Raw genomic sequence first — 19,169 nt, forward strand, 5'->3', positions numbered from 1 at the left:
CTGAATTTTAAAAGGATATTGAATTATGAGTATTCAATTGAATGGATCGACTCGTCTTTATTTTGTGGTTGGGCATCCCATCCAACAAGTAAAATCACCTGAAGGGGTGACTTTGGAACTGATTTCAAAAGGCTTAAATGCCATTGTGCCACCTGCAGATGTACATCCAGATCATTTTCCAGAGTTTGTAAATAACACGAAAAACATGCTCAATACAGATGGTTTGATCGTGACTGTGCCACACAAAATTACAGCTTTACAGTGCTGTGACCAAGTGACAGAACGTGCAAAATTCATTGGTGCAGTGAATACCATTCGTCGCTGTGAAGCAGGTTGGGAAGGTGACATGCTAGATGGTACAGGCATGGTACAAGCGATTAAATTAAAAAATATTCAATTAGAAAATAAACGTGCCATTTTAGCGGGTGCAGGTGGTGCAGGTAAAGCGATTGCCTACGAATTATTGTTGGCTGGGGTTGCAGAACTGGCAATTTTTGATGTCGATGCACAACGTCAGCAACAATTGGTTGACCATTTAAATGCACTTGGCAAAGGCAAGATTGTTGCACATGACAATGATCCAACAGGTTTTGATGTCATTGTGAATGCAACTCCGATGGGCATGAATGGTGATCCATCAGCAGCATTTCAGCTAGACAAGTTAACTGACACCATGTCAGTTGCGGATGTTGTCACTAAACCAGAAAAAACACCATTTGTTACTCAGGCATTGGCGCTTGGTTGTACTGCGGTAACAGGTACAGATATGTTTATTCAAGTTCGTGATTTGATGGTGAATTTTCTACTTGAAAATGAACGTTCAGGAGGCGTAAATGATGCAGCCTGAATCTAAACAACGTCAGTATTCACTGTCATTTTTAACTGTTGCGGATGTATCACCTGTTGAAGCAATTCAGATCGCGGCAGAATGTGGCTACGCACAGGTCGGTTTACGTCTTTTACCTGCGGCACCGAATGAAGCTGACTATCCGATTTTAACAGACGCAACATTAATTCGTGAAACGCAAGCAGCTTTAGCTGATACAGGCGTGAAAGTTGCTGATGTAGAAATTATACGTTTGACACCTGATTTTGATGGTCAAAAATATATTCAGTTTTTAGAAGTTGCTGAACAATTAGGTGCAAAACATATTCTTATTGCAGGCAATGATACTGAGCATCAACGCTTAGTTGAAAATTATGCAGCGTTCTGCGAGTTGAGTCAGCAATATCATTTAAGTTGTGATCTTGAATTTATGCCGTGGACGGCTGTTAAAAATCTGCAACATGCTCAACAGATCGTGACGCAATCGGGACAAAAAAATGCAGCAGTATTAATTGATTCACTGCATTTTGATCGTTCAGATTCAACTTTAGAACAAGTCAAAGCGCTACCTACGACACAAATGAACTACGTACAACTTTGTGATGGTTTAGCTGAATATGACCCAAGCGATGAAGGTCTAATTAAAATTGCACGTTCTAATCGTTTAGTTCCAGGGCAAGGTGAAATTGATTTGATTTCGCTGATTCGAGCTTTACCAAAAGACATTACTTTAGCAGCAGAAGTCCCGAATCTTGCACTTGCAAAACGACCAGCGCTGCAACGTGCTCAAATTAATTTGCAAGCAATTCAACAACTCGTTGCGCTTGCTGAAGCAGATGCTATTGCGGGGTGATGTCATGAATGCGTCAACTCAACATGAGTTTAATTCTCTAGCTCAAAAAAATCGTGACCAATATGAATGTGATGTTTTGGTGATTGGTTCTGGAGCAGGTGGACTTTCTACCGCAGTGACTGCGGCAGTTCAAGGTTTGGATGTGATTGTTGCTGAAAAAGCAAGTGTTTTTGGTGGCACAACGGCGGTATCTGGGGGGTGGTTATGGATCCCAAACACGCCACATGCACAGCGTGCAGGGCAGTTAGAGCCTATCGAGCAGCCTAAAAAATATCTAAAAAATGTACTGGGTGAAAAATATGATGAAGCTCGTATTCATCAATATCTAACAAAAGCACCTGAAATGATCGATTTTTTTGAGAAATCAACAGAGGTCAAATTCAATGCAGGTGCATTGGTTCCAGACTTTTTTGATATAGAAGGTTCTCGTGTGGGTTGGCGTTCTGTTGTTGCTGCCCCATTTGATGGGCGACAACTCGGGAAAAACTTACATTTGCTGAGACCTGCAATTCCTGAAACCACAGTTTGGGGTATGGGCATCGCATCTGGTGCTGATATGAAACATTTCATTAATACATTTAATGCTGTGTCTTCATTTATGTATGCGACTAAGCGTGTTTTACGACATTTTGCAGATTTGTTATTTCGTCATCGTTCAACCCAAATTGTCAATGGTAATGCATTGGTTGCACGTTTACTCAAGTCGGCACTTGATCAAAAAGTGAGACTATTTGCAAATCATGCTGCGCAACAACTGATTTATGAAAATAATAAAGTGGTCGGTGCAATTTTTAAAACACCACAAGGTTTGGTTAAAATTTTAGCGAAACGCGGTGTGGTTTTGGCAACAGGCGGATTTCCACATGATGAAAAACGCAAACAACAATTATTTGAACATGTTGCTTTAGGAACACCTCATTACTCGGCTGCACCTGAAACCAATACAGGAGATGGCTTAAAGCTTGCTGAAATGGTTGGCGCTCAAGTGGATACGCAGTTGCCATGGTCAGGCGCTTGGGCACCTGTGTCATTAATGCCTCGTTTAGATGGCACATTAGGACGTTTTCCACATTTGGTTGAACGTGGGAAACCGGGCTTAATCGCTGTATTAAAAAATGGCAAACGTTTTACCAACGAAGGTGATTCATATCCTTTATTTGTCAAAGATTTATTTAAACATACGAATCAAGGTGACTTGGCACATTGCTGGTTGATTTGTGATTATAAATTTATCCGACGTTATGGTTTGGGTGCAGTGAAACCTTTTCCAATTTCGATGCAGCCTTGGATTGAAAATGGTTATCTCAAACAAGCAGATCGTTTAGAGGACTTAGCTCAACAATGTGGTATTGATGCTGCGAATTTTAAACAGACCATTACGCAATACAACTTGCATGCAGAACAAGGGCTAGACCCTGAGTTTAAACGAGGTTCTACGCCGTATCAAAAAGCGCAAGGAGATAGTGATCATGGACCAAATCCGTGTATTGCACCGATACAAAAAGGACCATTTTATGCAGTGCAAGTGGTACCGGGAAGCTTAGGAACATTTGCAGGCTTAATCACCGATCATGATGCACGTGTATTAGATAAAAACACTCAACGTCCGATTGATGGGCTTTATGCGGTAGGTAATGACATGAACACCGTGATGGGAGGTCAATACCCAAGCGGAGGAATTACCTTAGGACCTGCTATGACATTTGGTTATTTGGCTGCAAATCATTTGGTTCAACATGCTAAATCCACGCAATTTGTACAAAAACAAAATACATAGGAAATGCTGACATGGAAAAACAAGTCGATTTACTCATTATTGGTGCAGGTGCGGCAGGAATGTCAGCTGCATTATTTGCCAAGTTAAATGGTTTAGATGTGCTGTTATGTGAAAAAGCAGATCAGGTGGGCGGTACGACAGCAACTTCTGGAGGCACGATTTGGGCGCCGGGGTCGCATTTAAGTGTCGCAGCAGGTGTTCCTGATGATATTGAACAAGCACGGGTTTTTCTTAAATCGGTGGTGGGTGAGCGTGGCGGAGAACATTTACGCGATGCATTTTTAGAATCTAGTCCAAAAATGATTAAAGACTTAGATGAAAAAACCACGGTGAAACTGAATGCATGTTTAGCACATCCTGATTATGTCAAAAACCAACCGGGAGAAGCTTTTGGTGGTAGAGCTTTGGCACCTGCCGAATTTGATGCTCGTGTGTTAGGTACAGATTTTAAATACGTGCGTCCACCCCGTCCTGAGTTTATGGGTTTAGGTGGCATGATGGTGAATCGTAGTGAATTAAATGCCTTACTGAACCCATTTTCGTCTGGCACCAATTTTATGACAACGATGAAAGTCGTGCTGCCTTATTTTATGTCACGTTTACGCTATGCGCGTGGTACTCGCTTAGTGATGGGAAATGCCTTAGTGGGGAGCTTATTTTATAACTTAAAACAAAATAATGTACCTGTTTGGTTAGATGCACCATTACAAGAACTCATTTATGAAAATGGCAAAGTAGTTGGTGCAAAAATTAATAAAAATAATCAACAAATTGTGGTGAAAGCACGTCAAGGCGTTGTTTTGGCAACAGGTGGTGTGGGGTGGAATGCTCAATTACGTAAAAAACTATTTCCTCAAGGATTAATCGCTGACTCACTTTCACCGACTTCAAACACAGGTGATGGTTTAAGTTTCGCACAGAACATCGGCGCTAAAATTGATCCATCTGTAGACAGTAGTGTTTTGTATTTTCCATGCTCAATTCATACCCATAAAAATGGCTATAAAGCAGTTTGGCCGCACATTATTTTAGACCGTGCTAAACCGGGCGTAATTGCTGTGAATGCTGATGGACGACGATTTGTTAATGAATCTGATTCCTATCATGATTTTTGTATGGCACAAATTCGATCCAATAAATCCAAAGAAAAAGTGGTGTCTTATCTCATTTGTGATGAAACCGCGATTCAAAAATATGGGCTCGGCTTCGTTTTACCTGGTGCGAAAAAGTTAGATTACTTTTTACGAGAAAAATATTTATTTTCAGCAAATACACTGGAAGACCTTGCCACTAAAGTGGGTATTCAAGCAGCAACATTGAAGCAAACAGTGACGCGTTTTAACCATCTTGTGGAACAAGGCGAAGACACAGATTTTGGTAAAGGTAGCGGTGTAATGAATCGTTTTAATGGCGATCCAGATGTAAAACCGAATCCATGTTTAGGAAAATTACAGAAAGCTCCATTTTATGCATTACCTGTCGTCCCTATGGACTGTGCAAGTAGTGGTGGGCTTACAGGTGATGAATTTGGTCGTGTACTCAATCAAAACAATCAAGTGATTCAGGGCTTATTTGCCTGTGGCAATGACTTATCTTCTATTTTTAAAGGCACTTATCCAGGACCAGGTACAACGCTTGGACCAGGAATGGTGTTTGCTTGGCGAATTGCACAATTTGCAGCAGGCAAACTCAAAGATGATTCAAACAATCATACAAATGAAAATTTGTGTGAAAAATCACAAACAACTCAATCTCAAAATTTTACTCAGGAGCGCAAAACCGCATGAAACTTTATGAACTAATTAATATCACGATCAAAATGGGTACGGCTGCAAGTGTTGCAAATGGTATTCAAGATTTTCATGCAGAGACAGAAGCAAAAGCGAAATTATTAGGGGTCTGGTTTTCAGATATTGGTCAATTAAATCAATTTGTTGTATTACGTAGTTTTGAGTCTAAAGCAGATCAAGAAGCGGGTGATGCACATTTATCTGCTCAAGAAAATTTATTTAATTCAAGTGAAAATATCATTCAATATTCTGTTGAGCATTTTGCAGGTTTTGACTTTTTACCAGAAGTTGAGTTAGGCGAATTTGGTCCAGTTTATGAAATTCGTACTTATGAATTAAAGCATGGCGGTGTTCCACATGTTTTAGAGGCATGGAAAAATGCAGTGCCTACACGTACTCAATACTCAAAATTAACGGTTGCAATGTACGCACTTGATGGGCATCCACGCATTGTGAGTATTTGGCCATATGCTTCATTGAATGAACGTTCTGAGATTCGTGCAAAATCAGTCGCTGACGGTATTTGGCCACCAAAAGGCGGTCCACAATGGTTAACGCATGAAATGCAGTCAATGATTGCATTGCCTACAGCGATTTCACCATTGAAATAATTCATATTTTTTATTAAAGCAATAAAAAGCTAGTTCAATTGAACTGGCTTTTTACATATAAATGTTTAATTTAGTTGAATGAATGACCACAACAAATTTTAAGTCAATAAAAGTGAGAAATAAGATGAAAAAGGATATAAGTTTTTCAAAAATCATTCTGGGTGGAAATGTGTTTGGTTGGACGGTCAATCAAGAAGATTCATGCAGTTTATTAGACTACGCACTTGAGCGCGGTATAAATACAATTGATACGGCAGATATGTACTCGACATGGGTAACAGGACATGTTGGCGGCGAGTCAGAAACAGTGATTGGTGAGTGGCTCAAGCGTACACCTTCGAACAGAGAAAAAGTAATTTTAATTACCAAAGTAGGTGCGCCCTTAGCAGAGGGAAAGCAAGGATTATCTAAAAAATATATTAAACAAGCAGTTGAAGCATCTTTGCAACGTTTAAATACAGACTATCTCGATGTGTACTTGAGTCATTATCCAGATGAAAATACACCCATTGCAGAAACCTTATCTGCCTATGCTGAATTAATTCAAGCGGGTAAAATTCGTCAAATTGGTGCATCTAATTATTCAGCAAAACAATTGCAAGAGGCTCTAGAGGTCAGTCATCGTCAAAATTTACCCAAATATGAAATTTTTCAACCAGGTTATAGTTTGGTGGAGCGAGAGCAATACGAGACGGAATATCGTGATATTTGTGTTGAAAATCAATTAAAAGTGATCACCTATTTTAGTTTGGCTGCGGGTTTTTTAAGTGGAAAATATCGTGATATTTCTCAGCTTGAGGGTTCAGCACGAAAACGTCAGTTAGCGCGTTATTTTAATCCACATGGCTTAAATATTTTAAAGACGATGGATCAATTGCAAACTCAATATCAGGCAGAACTTTCTGAAATTGCTTTGGCTTGGGCGATGGCACAACCGAGTATTACTGCTCCAATTGCTTCAGCGACATCGTCTATACAAATTGATTCATTTATAAAAGCACTCAATTTAAAACTTGATGAAGCAGATCTTCAGCGTCTAAATGAAGTCAGTCAGTATTCGAATAATACTTGAGAGTTAAAATAAAAAAACAGGGCATTTTCCCTGTTTTTTTATGACATGTAGGAGGATGATATTAAGCAGTATTAAGCCGTTTTTTGTAATTGAGTTAAAGACGATAAATGAACTGTACGTTGTTCCTTAGCTGCTTGTTCAATACATTCTAAAAGTTGAATATTTTTAATCGCATCTTGTGGCGATGAAATAGGTTCAACTTGCCCATTGATGACATCAACAAAATGGCTTAGCTGAAGTAAATAAACGTCTTCTTGTTTATTAGGTTCTATTTTATTTTTCACTAAATTTACAGCCCAACTTTTTTGGCTATTTTCTGGATAATTCCAATATTCTAAATTCGGTACACTCAATGCTCCTTGTGAACCACTAATATAATAACAGTCTTGGTCAGGCGAAGTGGCAAAACTATTTTTATTTTCTTCAGTATTTTGATCCCAACCCCACGGTGAAACGGCTGCATCAGATGCCAATAATGTACCTAAAGCGCCATTTTCAAAACGAACTAAAATTGAAATCGTATCTTCCACATCTAATTGACGATTTTTATGAGAAGTCATGGCTTGAACAGAAACAATCTCGCCATTTAAATAGCGCATTAAGTCCAGATCATGCACAAGGTTGATGGCTAAAACACCTGCACCCGCTTTTCGATGCCATTCAATATCAAAATATGGATCAGGTTTATAAACACTCCATAGTGCATTAAAAGTATTGATTTCACCCACAATACCTTTTTCAATCAACTCCTTAGCTTGTTGAATAATCGGATTGTGACGGCGATGGTGACCCACTAAAATAGGTATATTTAATTTTTCTTGTTCGCTGATTAAACTTAAGGCTTCTTCGGTATTTAATGCAAGCGGTTTCTCAAGTAAACAGGGTATGCCATGTTGCATACAAGTTATCGCTGTTGAAACATGGAAGCGATTTGGGTTAGCAATAATTACACCATCAATCAATTGATTTTTAAATAATTCATTGAGATCTTGAAAATTTGGGACAGCAAATTCCTTTGCCATCGCATCTGAAAATGGGTCACAAACGGCAACCAACTCTGTAAGAGGATGTTGAATAATGGTTTGAGCGTGTTTTTTTCCCATCACACCTGCACCAATAATGGCGATTTTTTTTAAAGACATATTTGCTTTCCTTGCGTTCTTAACGTTGATTTAAAACTGATTGTTTGAGATTTTTTAAATAATTTAAGCTTTGTGAAAAAGCATCGTATTCAGAGGTATATTGCGGATGTAAATAATCAATTTCTAAAGCTAAAAGTCCTTGATAATTCAATTGATTGAGCAAGTGAAATGTCTTTTCTAAGGGAATTAAACCTTGACCCGAAACGACACTGGGCCAAAATGCAAATGTTTTAGGATCACCTTGAAATGCTTGAACATCTTTAATGTGTGTTGCTTTCGCATAAGGTGCCATTTTTTCAATCGCTTGCCACGGATCTTCTAACATTCTTAGATTATTTGCGGTATCTAAACAAATTCCAAAATGAGGGCTATTTATCGTTTTAACCAGATTGACGATTTCATCTGCCAACAGATCAACATGATTTTCAAGCGCAAGTGTGAGCTGATGCTGTATTGCAAAATCAGTTGCTTTTTCAAGTAAAGGGAGTAAAGATTTTTTGTGATTTTGCCATGTACCTTGAGGTCGACTTTTACGCCCACCTGCGCAAATGCGCATGGTTTTTGCACCTAAGGCTTGGGCAATTTTTGCATGCTTTTGAAAATCAACAAGTGCCTGTGCATTTTGCCCACTTTCAAAACCTGAAGGATGTCCCCATGCCCAAACCAATTCTAGTTGCTGGGCTGATAAAATCTGACGTAATTTTAGAATGTCATCTTCTGTAGGATCAGGAAGCATAAAACTTTCAATCGAAATTCCTTCGATTTGAAATTGAATTGCTTGTTCGAGGCATTGCCAAAAATCAAGTTGAGGAACGGCTTCCTGCTCTAAAAGTGGATAATGCTGATTAAAGTGTCGGTGATAACAATAACCATCTATTGCAATTTTCATTGTACTATTCTTCTTGAATATTAAATTAAATTTAAAGTTTTGCTTGAACTTTAAATACGAAATTCATCCATGTGAGTACAATGTTAGCAAGCTATTTTAAAAATTGGAACAGTGTTCCATAAAATATTTTACATGATTTTATAGCATCATTCTAAGCTCATAAGCGGTATTTCTTAACAGGGGTAAAATATTTTCTATTAAATATTGTTCAGTCACACGATGGGTTTGAGACATACAGTTTAATGCAGCGATGGCTTGCCCTTGACTGTTCACAATAGGCACAGCCAGTGCAATGACACCAAGTTCATGCTCTTCTTTAGAAAGGCAAAAATCTTGTTTTTGAACATGCTCTAACACAGCATAAAAGTCTTCTTTAGTTTGCACTGTAAATGGTGTTAGACGTTTAAGCCCATATTTTTCATACCATTTTTGTTGTTCATCTGTACTAAATGCGGACAAGAGTACTTTTCCTGTTGATGTTGCATGTGCAGGTAAACGATTGCCTAAATGCATGCCATAAGGACTACTACGAATAATATCTTGTTGGGGTAAAAAACTACGTGCAATGGGTACAACTTCATGATCATCTAAGACTACAATGGAGTAAGTTAGTGAGGTTTGAGCACATAAAATATTTAAAATCGGTTGAGCAATTTTAGGTAAATGTGCTGAACTTAAATATGAACTCGAAAAACGTAATACTTTATGTGTCAACCAAAAATAATGATCGTCACCCTCTAAATATCCGAGAAATTTTAAAGTCCTTAGATAACGTCGTGCGGCTGTTCGGCTCATGCCTGTCCGATCTGCAATTTGTGTTGCATTGAGCTTTTGTCGGTCTATGCCAAAAGCTTCGAGTAAACTTAAGCCTTTGGCAAAACTTGCAATATAATCATCTTGAGTGATGGTTTCACCTGAACTTTCATTGTAAATAAGTGCATAACGCATTTTATTTCCCTATATTTAGGTTTTTAAATTTTGTCCGCTATACGGACATTGATACCGTTATACGGTGAATTTCATTTTTTTACTATAGTCTATTTCACATAAAAAATTTAACTTAAATGACATAAGATCAGGAGTAAGAAAAATGGAAATTTTAAAGACTAAAGTTGCAATTATTGGTTCGGGTCCAGCAGGATTATTGCTTGGGCAACTGCTTTATAAAGCGGGTATTGAGCATATTATTATTGAACAAAAAAGTGCAGATTATGTTGCAGCACGTATTCGTGCAGGTATTTTAGAGCAAGTTTCTGTTGATTTACTCAAAGAAGCAGGTGTGGATCAGCATTTAAATGAATTTGGTTTACCGCACCATGGTATTGAAATTTTAACAGGTGGTGAAAAACATCGTATCGACTTATCTGCTTTAACACAGGGTAAACAAGTTACCGTTTATGGGCAAACTGAAGTAACAAAAGATCTGATGCAAGCACGACGCGAGGCAGATTTAACCACTTTTTATGAAGCACAAAACGTTAAAATTCATGATTTTTATGCGCAACCTTATGTGACTTTTACACAAAATGATCAGCAATATCAGATTCGATGTGATTTTATCGCAGGTTGTGATGGCTATCATGGTGTATGTCGTGCAAGTGTTCCGCAAGATAAAATTAAGACTTTTGAAAAAGTTTATCCATTTGGTTGGCTAGGTATCTTGGCTGATGTTCCTCCTGTTTCTGATGAGTTGATTTATGTACAGTCGGAGCGTGGTTTTGCTTTGTGTAGCATGCGCTCAAATACCCGTAGTCGTTATTATTTGCAAGTACCACTGACAGATCGTGTTGAAGAATGGTCGGATGAGCGTTTTTGGGAAGAGCTTAAAAACCGTTTAGATGCTGAAAGTCGTGAAAACTTGGTGACAGGTCCATCGATTGAAAAGAGTATTGCACCATTACGCAGTTTTGTGACAGAACCAATGCGTTTTGGTCATTTATTTTTGGCTGGTGATGCGGCACATATTGTACCGCCGACTGGTGCTAAAGGTTTAAATTTAGCTGCTTCTGATATTGCATATTTATCGAGTGCATTAATTGAATATTATATTAATAATTCTGAACAAGGTATTATTGAATATTCAGAAAAATGTTTAAAACGAGTGTGGAAAGCAGAACGTTTTTCATGGTGGATGACGCATTTATTACATCGTTTTGAAACTGAAAGTGACTTTGATTTAAAAATTAAACAAGCGGAATTGGCTTATATTTTAGGTTCTGAAGCAGGACAAACCACATTGGCAGAAAACTATGTCGGTTTACCTTATGAAATAAAAAAATTTGAAAATCTACCCAAAGCTAGCTAAATGCAGGATAAAAAAACCAGAGTTCATCTCTGGTTTTTTATTATTTTGAACTGAAAATAAGCAAGATGGTAAAATAAGTCAGTCCATGATAAATGGATAAAGTCTTCATTTCTTTGCATAAATCAATTGTCAGTTTAGCAGTGAAATTGTTAGCATAATCAAAATAGTTTTTTAAATTGAGTAAGGTATGTCTTCAGGGCAACAGGTATTATTGAAATTAAGAAAAATGATCATTTCTGGCGAGTTAGAGGGGGGCAGTCGAATTGCAGAAATTCCAACGGCTGAACTTTTAAATGTCTCTAGACAACCTGTCCGTATGGCATTTCGTTTGCTTGAACAAGAAGGATTGTTATTAAAAAATCCCACTCGTGGTTATACGGTGCGTGAAATTTCAGAAAATTTAATCCGTGATGCTTTAGAAGTGCGTGGCGTGTTAGAAGGTTTGGCTGCAAAAAAACTGGCTGAACAAGGCATCACCACAGAACAGCAAGAAAAACTAAAGCATTGTATTGTCGAGATCGAAAAACTATTTGCTGAAAAATCAGAATTTAATGATGATGATATTGAAAAGTACCATAATTTAAATGTCATTTTTCATGATGTTATTATTCAAGCTTCGCAAAATATCGCTTTGATGCAGGCTTTGGCAAAAAATAATCAACTGCCAATGGCTTCGGCTCAAGCACTCACATATGATTCAAATAAACCTTTGTCAGAATACCAACGATTGCATTATGCACATTTACAACATTGCTCCATTTATGATGCATTGCTTCATCGTCAAGCAGGGCGCGCAGAAAGTTTGATGCGTGAACATAGTAGTGTGGTTTTATTAGGAGAAACAGTACGGGCAATTTTCACAAATCAGGCTGAATGAACTGAATTAAACCATTTTCCATGATTTTTCATGTCCTATAAAGCATAAAACTTGTCCTAAAATCCACTTTTGAATTTTGGTTTTTATTTTTAGCATAGACAAAATTTAAAATATTCACAGGCAATGATGAAAAGAAAATTACCTTATCTATCAATTTTTAGTAAAATTTTTGGAAAAACTTTATTAACAGGTCAGGCATTATTAGACCAAGCTGTGAAATCATCGACATCAAGTTTTAAAACCCCTGAAATGATCGATCCACGTGTGAATGACAAGTTATATGCATGGTCACATTATGGAATATTTTTTCCATTATTACCTGAACCGCATCGTTATTTAAATATTATGATTTTTATTGGAACGCCTGGTGTTTTGGCATTCGATCACGATCATATTACGCTTGGTGATCCGCGTCAGTCAGCCACTTTATTTTCAAGCACTGCTGCGGTGGAGCAGCATTTATTGAAAGCTTATATTATTCCTCAAGATACGCATATTTCAAATGAAAATCATTTGATTGAACTTGGGCAAGAAGTTTCTATTTCTGGAAAATTACCGCATATTCAACTGAAAGGTCAGTATCATGGGCTTGATTTTGCATTTGATTTAGATGTGTCTGATCAGGTGTCATGGTTTGTGAAATCACCAATTTATGATCATTTTAGTTTGTTGAGTACGTTTAAAGGTGAATTAAATTATCAAAATAAAACCACACATGCTCAAGGTCTATGTACTTATGAATATGCACGTGCGGTAGGACCATATAGTGTGATGAGTAAGTTATTACCAGAACAACATAAAATTCCACTGACTTTTTTTACTTATCAAATCATTAATTTAAATGAAACGACACAGTTATTATTAACTAAAGTTGATATTTTAGAGCAGCCAGCAGCTTACACTTTGCATATTCGCCATACAGATCAAAAAGCTGAAGTCTATACCGATGTTGAGTTTAAAGTTATTGATTACGATGCTGAAGTCTATGTCGCACCTGATGGGCACAAAATGCGCTTGCCACGCCGATTTAGTTGGACTGCACGTGATGAAAAACAACAACTTATTTTAAATATTATTGCTGAAATTGATAGTGAATATCGCTATGGGCATGGTCGTGGTTATGCGAGTGCATATCAGTTTAAAGGGCAATATTTTGATCGTCATGTAGAAGGACGAGGTTATATTGAATATGTTGATATGCAAGACCAAGCAAGTTTGGATCAATAAAGAATGACATGGTGGATTTGTTGACAATTCATAAATGACTTATTTATCGTCAAAATATAAATGAATTGTCAATAAAATCTGTTCAGTATTCAGATCTGATTATTTAAATAAAAGAGACATTCTTACTGAATGAGTAGTCATCGAGAAATGCTCAATTTTTAAGTGAGTTCTAGCACTAATATTTTACTTTTAGAACGAGAACAACAGGGTGTAAATTGATTATTCATTGCATGCTCTTCATCCGTCATAAATAAGTCTCGATGTTCAGGAATACCTGAAACAACAGAAGTGATACAGGTTCCACAAATACCTTGTTCACAAGAAACAGAGATATTAAAACCATGCTCAATTAAAGCTTGAGTGGCTGTTTGGTGTGCTGCAACTTCAATTTTTTGATCAGAACCCAGTATTTCAATGGTAAATGCTTCATCATTTTGTTGAGTTTGCTTTTGAGCAACAAAATGTTCTTGATGTAATTGCGGTGTTTGCCAATTCATTTGCTGTGCTGTTTCGCGAATAAAATCCATAAAACCACGAGGACCACACACATATAAATGCTTTTTAGCTGAAGGCGTAGACAATACTTGTTGCAAATTGCATTGAGTTTCGGGTTGATCTTGAATATGAACATGTAGATGTTCTGCAAAATGTGCCGTTAAATTGCCATAAAATGCTAACATTTCATGAGAGCGTACAAAATAATGTAACTCAAATGGAATATTTTGTTGTTTTAATTGATATGCCATAGAGAGAATAGGCGTAATACCAATACCTCCTGCAAATAGCAGGGCGCTTTGAGTTTCTGCATGAATTTCAAAAAAATTACGCGGCTGCCCAATCTTTAAAATATCACCCTCCTGATATTCGTTGTGCATACAGCGTGATCCACCACGTGAATTTTCATCATTTAATACACCAATGACATAGCGATGATTTTCGTAACTACTGTTTGAGAGTGAGTATTGACGAGTTAAACCATTTTTTAAATGTACATCTATATGTGAGCCTGCACTAAAACGAGCTAAAGGATCATGTGTTGTAGACACCAATTCAAAAGCGCGAATATTTGCTGTAAGTTGATGAATTTTATCAATACGAACGTCCATTTTCGAACTCCTTAAATCACATGAATATTAGGGAATTGGCGTATTGTATTCTCATTTTGCTGAGTTTCTGCTGCAATTAAACGCTCAATGATTTTACGAGATTGAACACCTCCAGCATCAATATTGAGCATTAATAATTTACGATGTGCATTACGTAATATATTTTGTTGTTGTTGCTCTAACATTTCTAAATCTTCTGTAAAAATTTTGCCTTGTCCTTGACGGATTTGTTCAGTTAGTTCTGCGTTATCTGCTTGGAAATTGCGTGCCATTCCCCAAAAATACCAATGAGATGTTTCTGTTTCTGGGGTAATAAAATCCACAACAATTGCAGCTACTTTTTTATCTTTTGTTGCGTGATAGCCTCCATGTCCAGCATGCGCGACACCAACTTCAATATGTACATGACTTGGCGCATAAAAATGACAACGTTGCCAACGGTCTACAGGAATATCATCAGCTAAGTGATGACCACGTAAAGCCATTTGCCAAAAAGGTGGGGCAATGACATTTTCCATATAGCGTTCAGTAATGACATGGTCTCCATCAACATGAGTGACTGGTAAAGATTCATCAATTTCTTTTTGTCCAATACTGCTCGAATGAACATAGGTTTCATGAGTCAGATCCATTAAATTATCGATCATTAAACGATAATCACATTGAATATGAAACAATCCTCCGCCATAGCTCCATTCAGGATGATCAGCCCATTCTAAATAAGGTAGTTTTGTTTCATCAGCAAGTGAAATATCACCTAACCAAATCCAAATAAAACCAAATTTTTCAATAACAGCATAAGCTTTATTACACGGAAAACCCTGAACACGTTGCGCTGGCATAGACACGACTTTGCCATCACATCCCATAACTAAGCCATGATAACCACAAACTAAATGACCATTTTCTACATAGCCTAAGGATAATGGAGCACCACGATGAGGGCAAAAATCTTCAACAGCGACAACTTTATTTTCATGCCCACGATAAAAAACAATTTTTTCATTACAAATCGTGCGTCCTAAAGGTTTTTCTGCAATGTCTTCAGAACGACAAGCAACATACCATGCATTTTTAATAAACATTGTGACGACTCCTTATCACTAATTGGATCCAATTTAAGGTAATTTCCAGATAAGGTCAACTGAATAATAAAAATAATTAAATGATTGTAACTTGATCTATTTTTTGTAATTTATGCTTTATTATAGTGATAGTATTTAATTAATTTTAATTTAAAAAATAATTTATTGTATTTAAATAGGTATATTTTTCTTTATTTTTATAAAATATATTGATTTTTTGGATCCATAAAGTCAGTATAAAAAGGAAGCAGGATGCTTCATAGACATTATTTTTCTTTTAATAAAAAGCAAAATGGTTGGATTATTTGATCTAGGCAATTATGGATAAGGATATGCATAATCACTCAAAGCTCATCATGACTGTGCCTTGTGTATCTTTTCCAAATTCGGAGAGAGATATAAATGGAAAGAGATATTGTTGAAGAAATAAACCAAAATAAAATGATTAAGTATCAGTGGTTTATTATCATTATTTGTATTTTTTTAAATATTATTGATGGTTTTGATGTCATGGTCATGGCATTTACTGCACCTTCAGTTTCAGCAGAATGGTCACTTTCAGGCGCTCAAATCGGCTTATTACTGAGTTCGGGTTTATTTGGTATGGCGGCTGGATCAATTTTTTTAGCGCCATTAGCAGACAAAATTGGACGACGTTTATTAATTTTAATATGTTTATTCATTGCAGGAATCAGCATGTTGGCATGTGCTTTTGTGCCAAGCCATAGCACCTTAGCACTTCTTAGATTTATTACAGGTGTCGGAGTCGGTGGTATTTTGGCATGTAGTAATGTTCTTGCAAGTGAATATGCAAATGCCCGTTGGAGAAGTCTAGCCGTCAGTTTAATGTCAACAGGCTATGGAATAGGGGCAACATTTGGTGGAATTTTATCATTAACGTTGATTGAACATTTGGGTTGGCGTAGTATTTTTTTCGCAGGTGGCATTTCAACTTTAATTATGCTGGGTATCAGTGCTTGGTTGCTGCCTGAATCTTTAGATTATTTACTTGCGAAACGACCTAAACAAGCTTTGGAAAAAATCAATACAATTATTGCACGTATGCAAATCAGTAGACTGACGCATTTACCAACTTATCAAAATCATCAGGGAAAAGAACAAGTAGGGCAAATGACCAAACTGTTTCAAGGACAACAAGGCTTGCAAACTTTATGTTTATGGGGCGCTTTTTTTCTCGTCATGTTCGGTTTTTACTTTGTGATGAGCTGGACGCCAAAAATTCTGATTTCTATGGGAATGTCACCACAACAAGGGGTGAGTACAGGTATTTTAATCAGTGTAGGTGGTATTTTTGGTGCTGCACTGATCGGTTTACTTGCTTCACGAATTAAAATATTTTATGCATTAAGTTTATTTTTAGCTTTAACTGCACTTGGAGTTTTTCTTTTTGTTAGCGTATCAACACAAGTCAATATTGCATTAGCAGTGGGTTTATTACTGGGTATTGTGATTAATGGTTGTGTTGCAGGATTGTATTCAATTTCTCCAACCATCTATTCGGCAGATATACGCAGTCGAGGGGTAGGTTATGCTATTGGTTTTGGGCGTTTAGGTGCAATTTTATCACCAACGATAGCAGGATTATTTCTCGACCAAGGTTTAGCACCTGCAACCTTATATGCTTATTATGGTGTTGTTTTTATTTTCGCTATTTTTCTTGTTTTGGCTTTAGGGAAAATCTTTTACCGCCAAAAAACCAAACCAATCGATGTCAAAGAAATCACCGTTTAGCTTTAAAAATAAAGCGTGAAAATCAAAAAAGCAGATACATTGAAATGTATCTGCTTTAAAATATTGATCAAAATAGCCTAAGCAAATTTTATAAATTTTTATTTACAGCTAAAATTCTCAGCTTTTTCACTATTTCCTTGACCATTATAACGAGCAACTAAAGGATAAAAACATAATGGGCGAGTACGATCGGAAGCCCAATTTTGAGGAATTTCAGTATTAATAACACCACTTGAATTTCCTAGACCTCGTGCTGTTGCAATAATTTGATCTGGTTTTTCACCATATTCAACCCAACGAACAAGTGCAGTCAGTGCATCAAACTGATCAGTTGCGATTCCTGCTGAAGTATGATTCATTCCTGGAACTCGGAAAAATCTTACAAAGTCTGAGGCTTGAATTGATTTTTCTGAATAAGTAGATGTAATTTTATCATACCAGTTTTGTGTATCATCAACTGAAAAAACACCATCTGAAGCACCATGCACAATGATCATTTTGCCACCTTTATTAAGAATGGTATCTAAATTTAGCTCATTTGGAGGCAGCATAAATGACATCGCACTTTCAGTATAAGTCTGATCTGTATTAAAAAGTTTTGAAAAATCAGTGTCAAAATTATAATTAAAAGCAAATTTTCTAGAATCATCCATCACCGATGGATTTGGTGGAACTTGAAAAATGATACCTACTGCAACAGGATCTCGCTGACTGCCAACCGACGAAGAGAATTTCCAACTCGCCCAATTATTACCAATTAATCCAGGATCATAAGGCTGTGTTGCATAAAGATGTTCGCCTTTAGCGTTGATTGGTCCTGTATAAATTTTATCAATAACATCAAGCTGTAAGTCAGTTAAACATTGTCCATCACGTTGGTTTGTCTGACATATAGGAACATCTTTAAATATATTAAAAGCTGTACGACAGGCATCTATGTCTTGAACCATGCCATCATCAATTCCATCTAAAGCATCACATTTCGCTAAAATTGAGTCCGCTAACACTTGTCTTTCAGCTAAAGTTAAAGCAGTACTTAAATCATTTTCATCTGTTGCAACGCGACGTAATTGTTGAGCTGTATAAAGTTGAGCTGCTGCGGCACGTGGTAAATGAAATCCTGGTGCATTTGCAACAATACCATCAAATTGGTCTGCAAAGCGAGTTGCTGCAACCATCGCATGACGTCCACCATTTGAAGACCCACCAGCATAAGAGCGATCTGGATATTTTCCATAAGTAAATTTGATTAAATCTTTTGCCATAGGGGTGAGTTTACCCATAGCAGCATAACCATAATTTACACGTGCTTCTGGATCTAAGCCAAAAAGTGGATTTTGTGTCGCATTATGCCCAGCATCCGATGAAATAACAGCAAACCCTGTATATAGCGCATTGCTTATAGGACCGCCACTGCCAATATTGCCAACAGCATTAACAATATTGCCATCTGTGCCACCATTGCCTTGATATAAAAATCTACCATTCCATTGTATTGGGAGGCGCATTTCAAAACCAATTTGATATGTTTGTCCATCTATGGGGCTAACACGCTGCTCCATATAGCCTTTGATTAGACAATGTTCTGGAATAGGATTATTTCCGACTTTTAATACACCTGTTGCCTGAACTTCAGCATCAGTAATGACTGTTTTATTATATTGATAACGAGTTAGATTTTGACAATCTATTGCCATTTTTGCAGCAACAGCAGGGCTTAATTGTGGAATAGCAATAGGCTGATTTTGGACAATTTCAGTATTGTCATCATTACACGCCACCAGTGTCATTAAGCAACTTAAAGCCAAAATTTTCTTAGACTTTTTTGATAAATCTGTTCGATTTTTCATGAAATTA

Annotated in this window: 16 protein-coding genes; 10 read left to right on the forward strand and 6 right to left on the reverse strand. The window is 37.0% G+C overall.

Annotation, left to right across the window (positions count from 1 at the left end; translation table 11 throughout):
- Positions 1–25: 25 nt before the first annotated feature.
- The 6 genes from C9E89_RS07650 (at position 26) to C9E89_RS07675 (ending at position 6,929) form a co-directional block, all read left to right on the forward strand.
- Entirely contained in the window at positions 26–847 is an 822-nt protein-coding gene (locus C9E89_RS07650; RefSeq protein WP_107007654.1) for a shikimate dehydrogenase family protein, read from the forward strand.
- The gene (locus tag C9E89_RS07655) at positions 834–1,679 is read left to right on the forward strand and encodes a sugar phosphate isomerase/epimerase family protein (RefSeq protein ID WP_228198994.1); all 846 of its coding nucleotides are present in this window, start codon (positions 834–836) and stop codon (positions 1,677–1,679) included. The genes C9E89_RS07650 and C9E89_RS07655 overlap by 14 nt, the downstream gene beginning before the upstream one ends.
- A gap of 4 nt (positions 1,680–1,683) precedes the next feature.
- Positions 1,684–3,456 (forward strand): FAD-dependent oxidoreductase, encoded by a 1,773-nt coding sequence (locus tag C9E89_RS07660; RefSeq protein ID WP_107007655.1) that lies wholly within the window; start codon positions 1,684–1,686, stop codon positions 3,454–3,456.
- A gap of 11 nt (positions 3,457–3,467) precedes the next feature.
- Positions 3,468–5,243 (forward strand): FAD-dependent oxidoreductase, encoded by a 1,776-nt coding sequence (locus tag C9E89_RS07665; protein ID WP_107007656.1) that lies wholly within the window; start codon positions 3,468–3,470, stop codon positions 5,241–5,243.
- Positions 5,240–5,857: an NIPSNAP family protein gene (locus tag C9E89_RS07670; protein WP_107007657.1), complete on the forward strand. Its 618-nt coding sequence runs from the start codon at positions 5,240–5,242 to the stop codon at positions 5,855–5,857. Before C9E89_RS07665 ends, C9E89_RS07670 begins: the two co-directional genes overlap by 4 nt.
- A gap of 124 nt (positions 5,858–5,981) precedes the next feature.
- Entirely contained in the window at positions 5,982–6,929 is a 948-nt protein-coding gene (locus tag C9E89_RS07675) for an aldo/keto reductase (protein WP_107007658.1), read from the forward strand.
- A gap of 71 nt (positions 6,930–7,000) precedes the next feature.
- On the opposite strand, the gene C9E89_RS07680 is transcribed toward C9E89_RS07675, so the two are convergent.
- The 3 genes from C9E89_RS07680 to C9E89_RS07690 form a co-directional block, all read right to left on the reverse strand.
- Positions 7,001–8,071, reverse strand: coding sequence for a Gfo/Idh/MocA family protein (locus tag C9E89_RS07680; RefSeq protein WP_107007659.1), 1,071 nt, complete (start codon positions 8,069–8,071; stop codon positions 7,001–7,003).
- Positions 8,072–8,090: 19 nt separating this feature from the next.
- Entirely contained in the window at positions 8,091–8,960 is an 870-nt protein-coding gene (locus C9E89_RS07685; RefSeq protein ID WP_107007660.1) for a sugar phosphate isomerase/epimerase family protein, read from the reverse strand.
- Between the two features lie 138 nt (positions 8,961–9,098).
- Positions 9,099–9,908 (reverse strand): IclR family transcriptional regulator domain-containing protein, encoded by an 810-nt coding sequence (locus tag C9E89_RS07690; protein ID WP_107007661.1) that lies wholly within the window; start codon positions 9,906–9,908, stop codon positions 9,099–9,101.
- A gap of 142 nt (positions 9,909–10,050) precedes the next feature.
- Here C9E89_RS07690 and pobA point away from each other — a divergent pair, with 142 nt between their 5' ends.
- The 3 genes from pobA to C9E89_RS07705 all read left to right on the forward strand — a co-directional run bounded on the left by pobA (position 10,051) and on the right by C9E89_RS07705 (position 13,369).
- Positions 10,051–11,265 (forward strand): 4-hydroxybenzoate 3-monooxygenase, encoded by a 1,215-nt coding sequence (gene pobA / locus C9E89_RS07695; RefSeq protein WP_107007662.1) that lies wholly within the window; start codon positions 10,051–10,053, stop codon positions 11,263–11,265.
- Positions 11,266–11,452: 187 nt separating this feature from the next.
- Positions 11,453–12,142 (forward strand): GntR family transcriptional regulator, encoded by a 690-nt coding sequence (locus tag C9E89_RS07700; protein WP_107007663.1) that lies wholly within the window; start codon positions 11,453–11,455, stop codon positions 12,140–12,142.
- Positions 12,143–12,268: 126 nt separating this feature from the next.
- Positions 12,269–13,369, forward strand: coding sequence for a DUF6670 family protein (locus C9E89_RS07705; RefSeq protein ID WP_107007664.1), 1,101 nt, complete (start codon positions 12,269–12,271; stop codon positions 13,367–13,369).
- Positions 13,370–13,527: 158 nt separating this feature from the next.
- Here the strand turns inward: C9E89_RS07705 and C9E89_RS07710 are convergent, their stop codons facing one another.
- The gene (locus C9E89_RS07710) at positions 13,528–14,475 is read right to left on the reverse strand and encodes a PDR/VanB family oxidoreductase (RefSeq protein ID WP_107007665.1); all 948 of its coding nucleotides are present in this window, start codon (positions 14,473–14,475) and stop codon (positions 13,528–13,530) included.
- Positions 14,476–14,486: 11 nt separating this feature from the next.
- Positions 14,487–15,560 carry an aromatic ring-hydroxylating dioxygenase subunit alpha gene (locus C9E89_RS07715; RefSeq protein WP_107007666.1) on the reverse strand — a complete coding sequence of 358 codons (1,074 nt, stop codon included), beginning with the start codon at positions 15,558–15,560 and terminating at the stop codon, positions 14,487–14,489.
- A 402-nt stretch (positions 15,561–15,962) separates the two neighbouring features.
- On the opposite strand from C9E89_RS07715, the gene C9E89_RS07720 reads away from it, so the two are divergent.
- The gene (locus tag C9E89_RS07720; protein ID WP_107007667.1) at positions 15,963–17,312 is read left to right on the forward strand and encodes an MFS transporter; all 1,350 of its coding nucleotides are present in this window, start codon (positions 15,963–15,965) and stop codon (positions 17,310–17,312) included.
- 98 nt (positions 17,313–17,410) lie between these two features.
- On the opposite strand, the gene C9E89_RS07725 is transcribed toward C9E89_RS07720, so the two are convergent.
- Positions 17,411–19,162 carry a tannase/feruloyl esterase family alpha/beta hydrolase gene (locus C9E89_RS07725; protein WP_107007668.1) on the reverse strand — a complete coding sequence of 584 codons (1,752 nt, stop codon included), beginning with the start codon at positions 19,160–19,162 and terminating at the stop codon, positions 17,411–17,413.
- Between the last annotated feature and the right edge of the window lie 7 nt (positions 19,163–19,169).

Origin of the sequence: Acinetobacter sichuanensis, assembly GCF_003024515.2 — a bacterium.
Taxonomy (GTDB): Bacteria; Pseudomonadota; Gammaproteobacteria; order Pseudomonadales; family Moraxellaceae; genus Acinetobacter; species Acinetobacter sichuanensis.

Coding starts and splice junctions, on each gene's coding strand:
- C9E89_RS07650 (WP_107007654.1), top strand. CDS start 26: ATGAGTATTCAATTGAATGGATCGACTCGTCTTTATTTTGTGGTTGGG.
- C9E89_RS07655 (WP_228198994.1), top strand. CDS start 834: ATGATGCAGCCTGAATCTAAACAACGTCAGTATTCACTGTCATTTTTA.
- C9E89_RS07660 (WP_107007655.1), top strand. CDS start 1,684: ATGAATGCGTCAACTCAACATGAGTTTAATTCTCTAGCTCAAAAAAAT.
- C9E89_RS07665 (WP_107007656.1), top strand. CDS start 3,468: ATGGAAAAACAAGTCGATTTACTCATTATTGGTGCAGGTGCGGCAGGA.
- C9E89_RS07670 (WP_107007657.1), top strand. CDS start 5,240: ATGAAACTTTATGAACTAATTAATATCACGATCAAAATGGGTACGGCT.
- C9E89_RS07675 (WP_107007658.1), top strand. CDS start 5,982: ATGAAAAAGGATATAAGTTTTTCAAAAATCATTCTGGGTGGAAATGTG.
- C9E89_RS07680 (WP_107007659.1), bottom strand. CDS start 8,071: ATGTCTTTAAAAAAAATCGCCATTATTGGTGCAGGTGTGATGGGAAAA.
- C9E89_RS07685 (WP_107007660.1), bottom strand. CDS start 8,960: ATGAAAATTGCAATAGATGGTTATTGTTATCACCGACACTTTAATCAG.
- C9E89_RS07690 (WP_107007661.1), bottom strand. CDS start 9,908: ATGCGTTATGCACTTATTTACAATGAAAGTTCAGGTGAAACCATCACT.
- pobA (WP_107007662.1), top strand. CDS start 10,051: ATGGAAATTTTAAAGACTAAAGTTGCAATTATTGGTTCGGGTCCAGCA.
- C9E89_RS07700 (WP_107007663.1), top strand. CDS start 11,453: ATGTCTTCAGGGCAACAGGTATTATTGAAATTAAGAAAAATGATCATT.
- C9E89_RS07705 (WP_107007664.1), top strand. CDS start 12,269: ATGAAAAGAAAATTACCTTATCTATCAATTTTTAGTAAAATTTTTGGA.
- C9E89_RS07710 (WP_107007665.1), bottom strand. CDS start 14,475: ATGGACGTTCGTATTGATAAAATTCATCAACTTACAGCAAATATTCGC.
- C9E89_RS07715 (WP_107007666.1), bottom strand. CDS start 15,560: ATGTTTATTAAAAATGCATGGTATGTTGCTTGTCGTTCTGAAGACATT.
- C9E89_RS07720 (WP_107007667.1), top strand. CDS start 15,963: ATGGAAAGAGATATTGTTGAAGAAATAAACCAAAATAAAATGATTAAG.
- C9E89_RS07725 (WP_107007668.1), bottom strand. CDS start 19,162: ATGAAAAATCGAACAGATTTATCAAAAAAGTCTAAGAAAATTTTGGCT.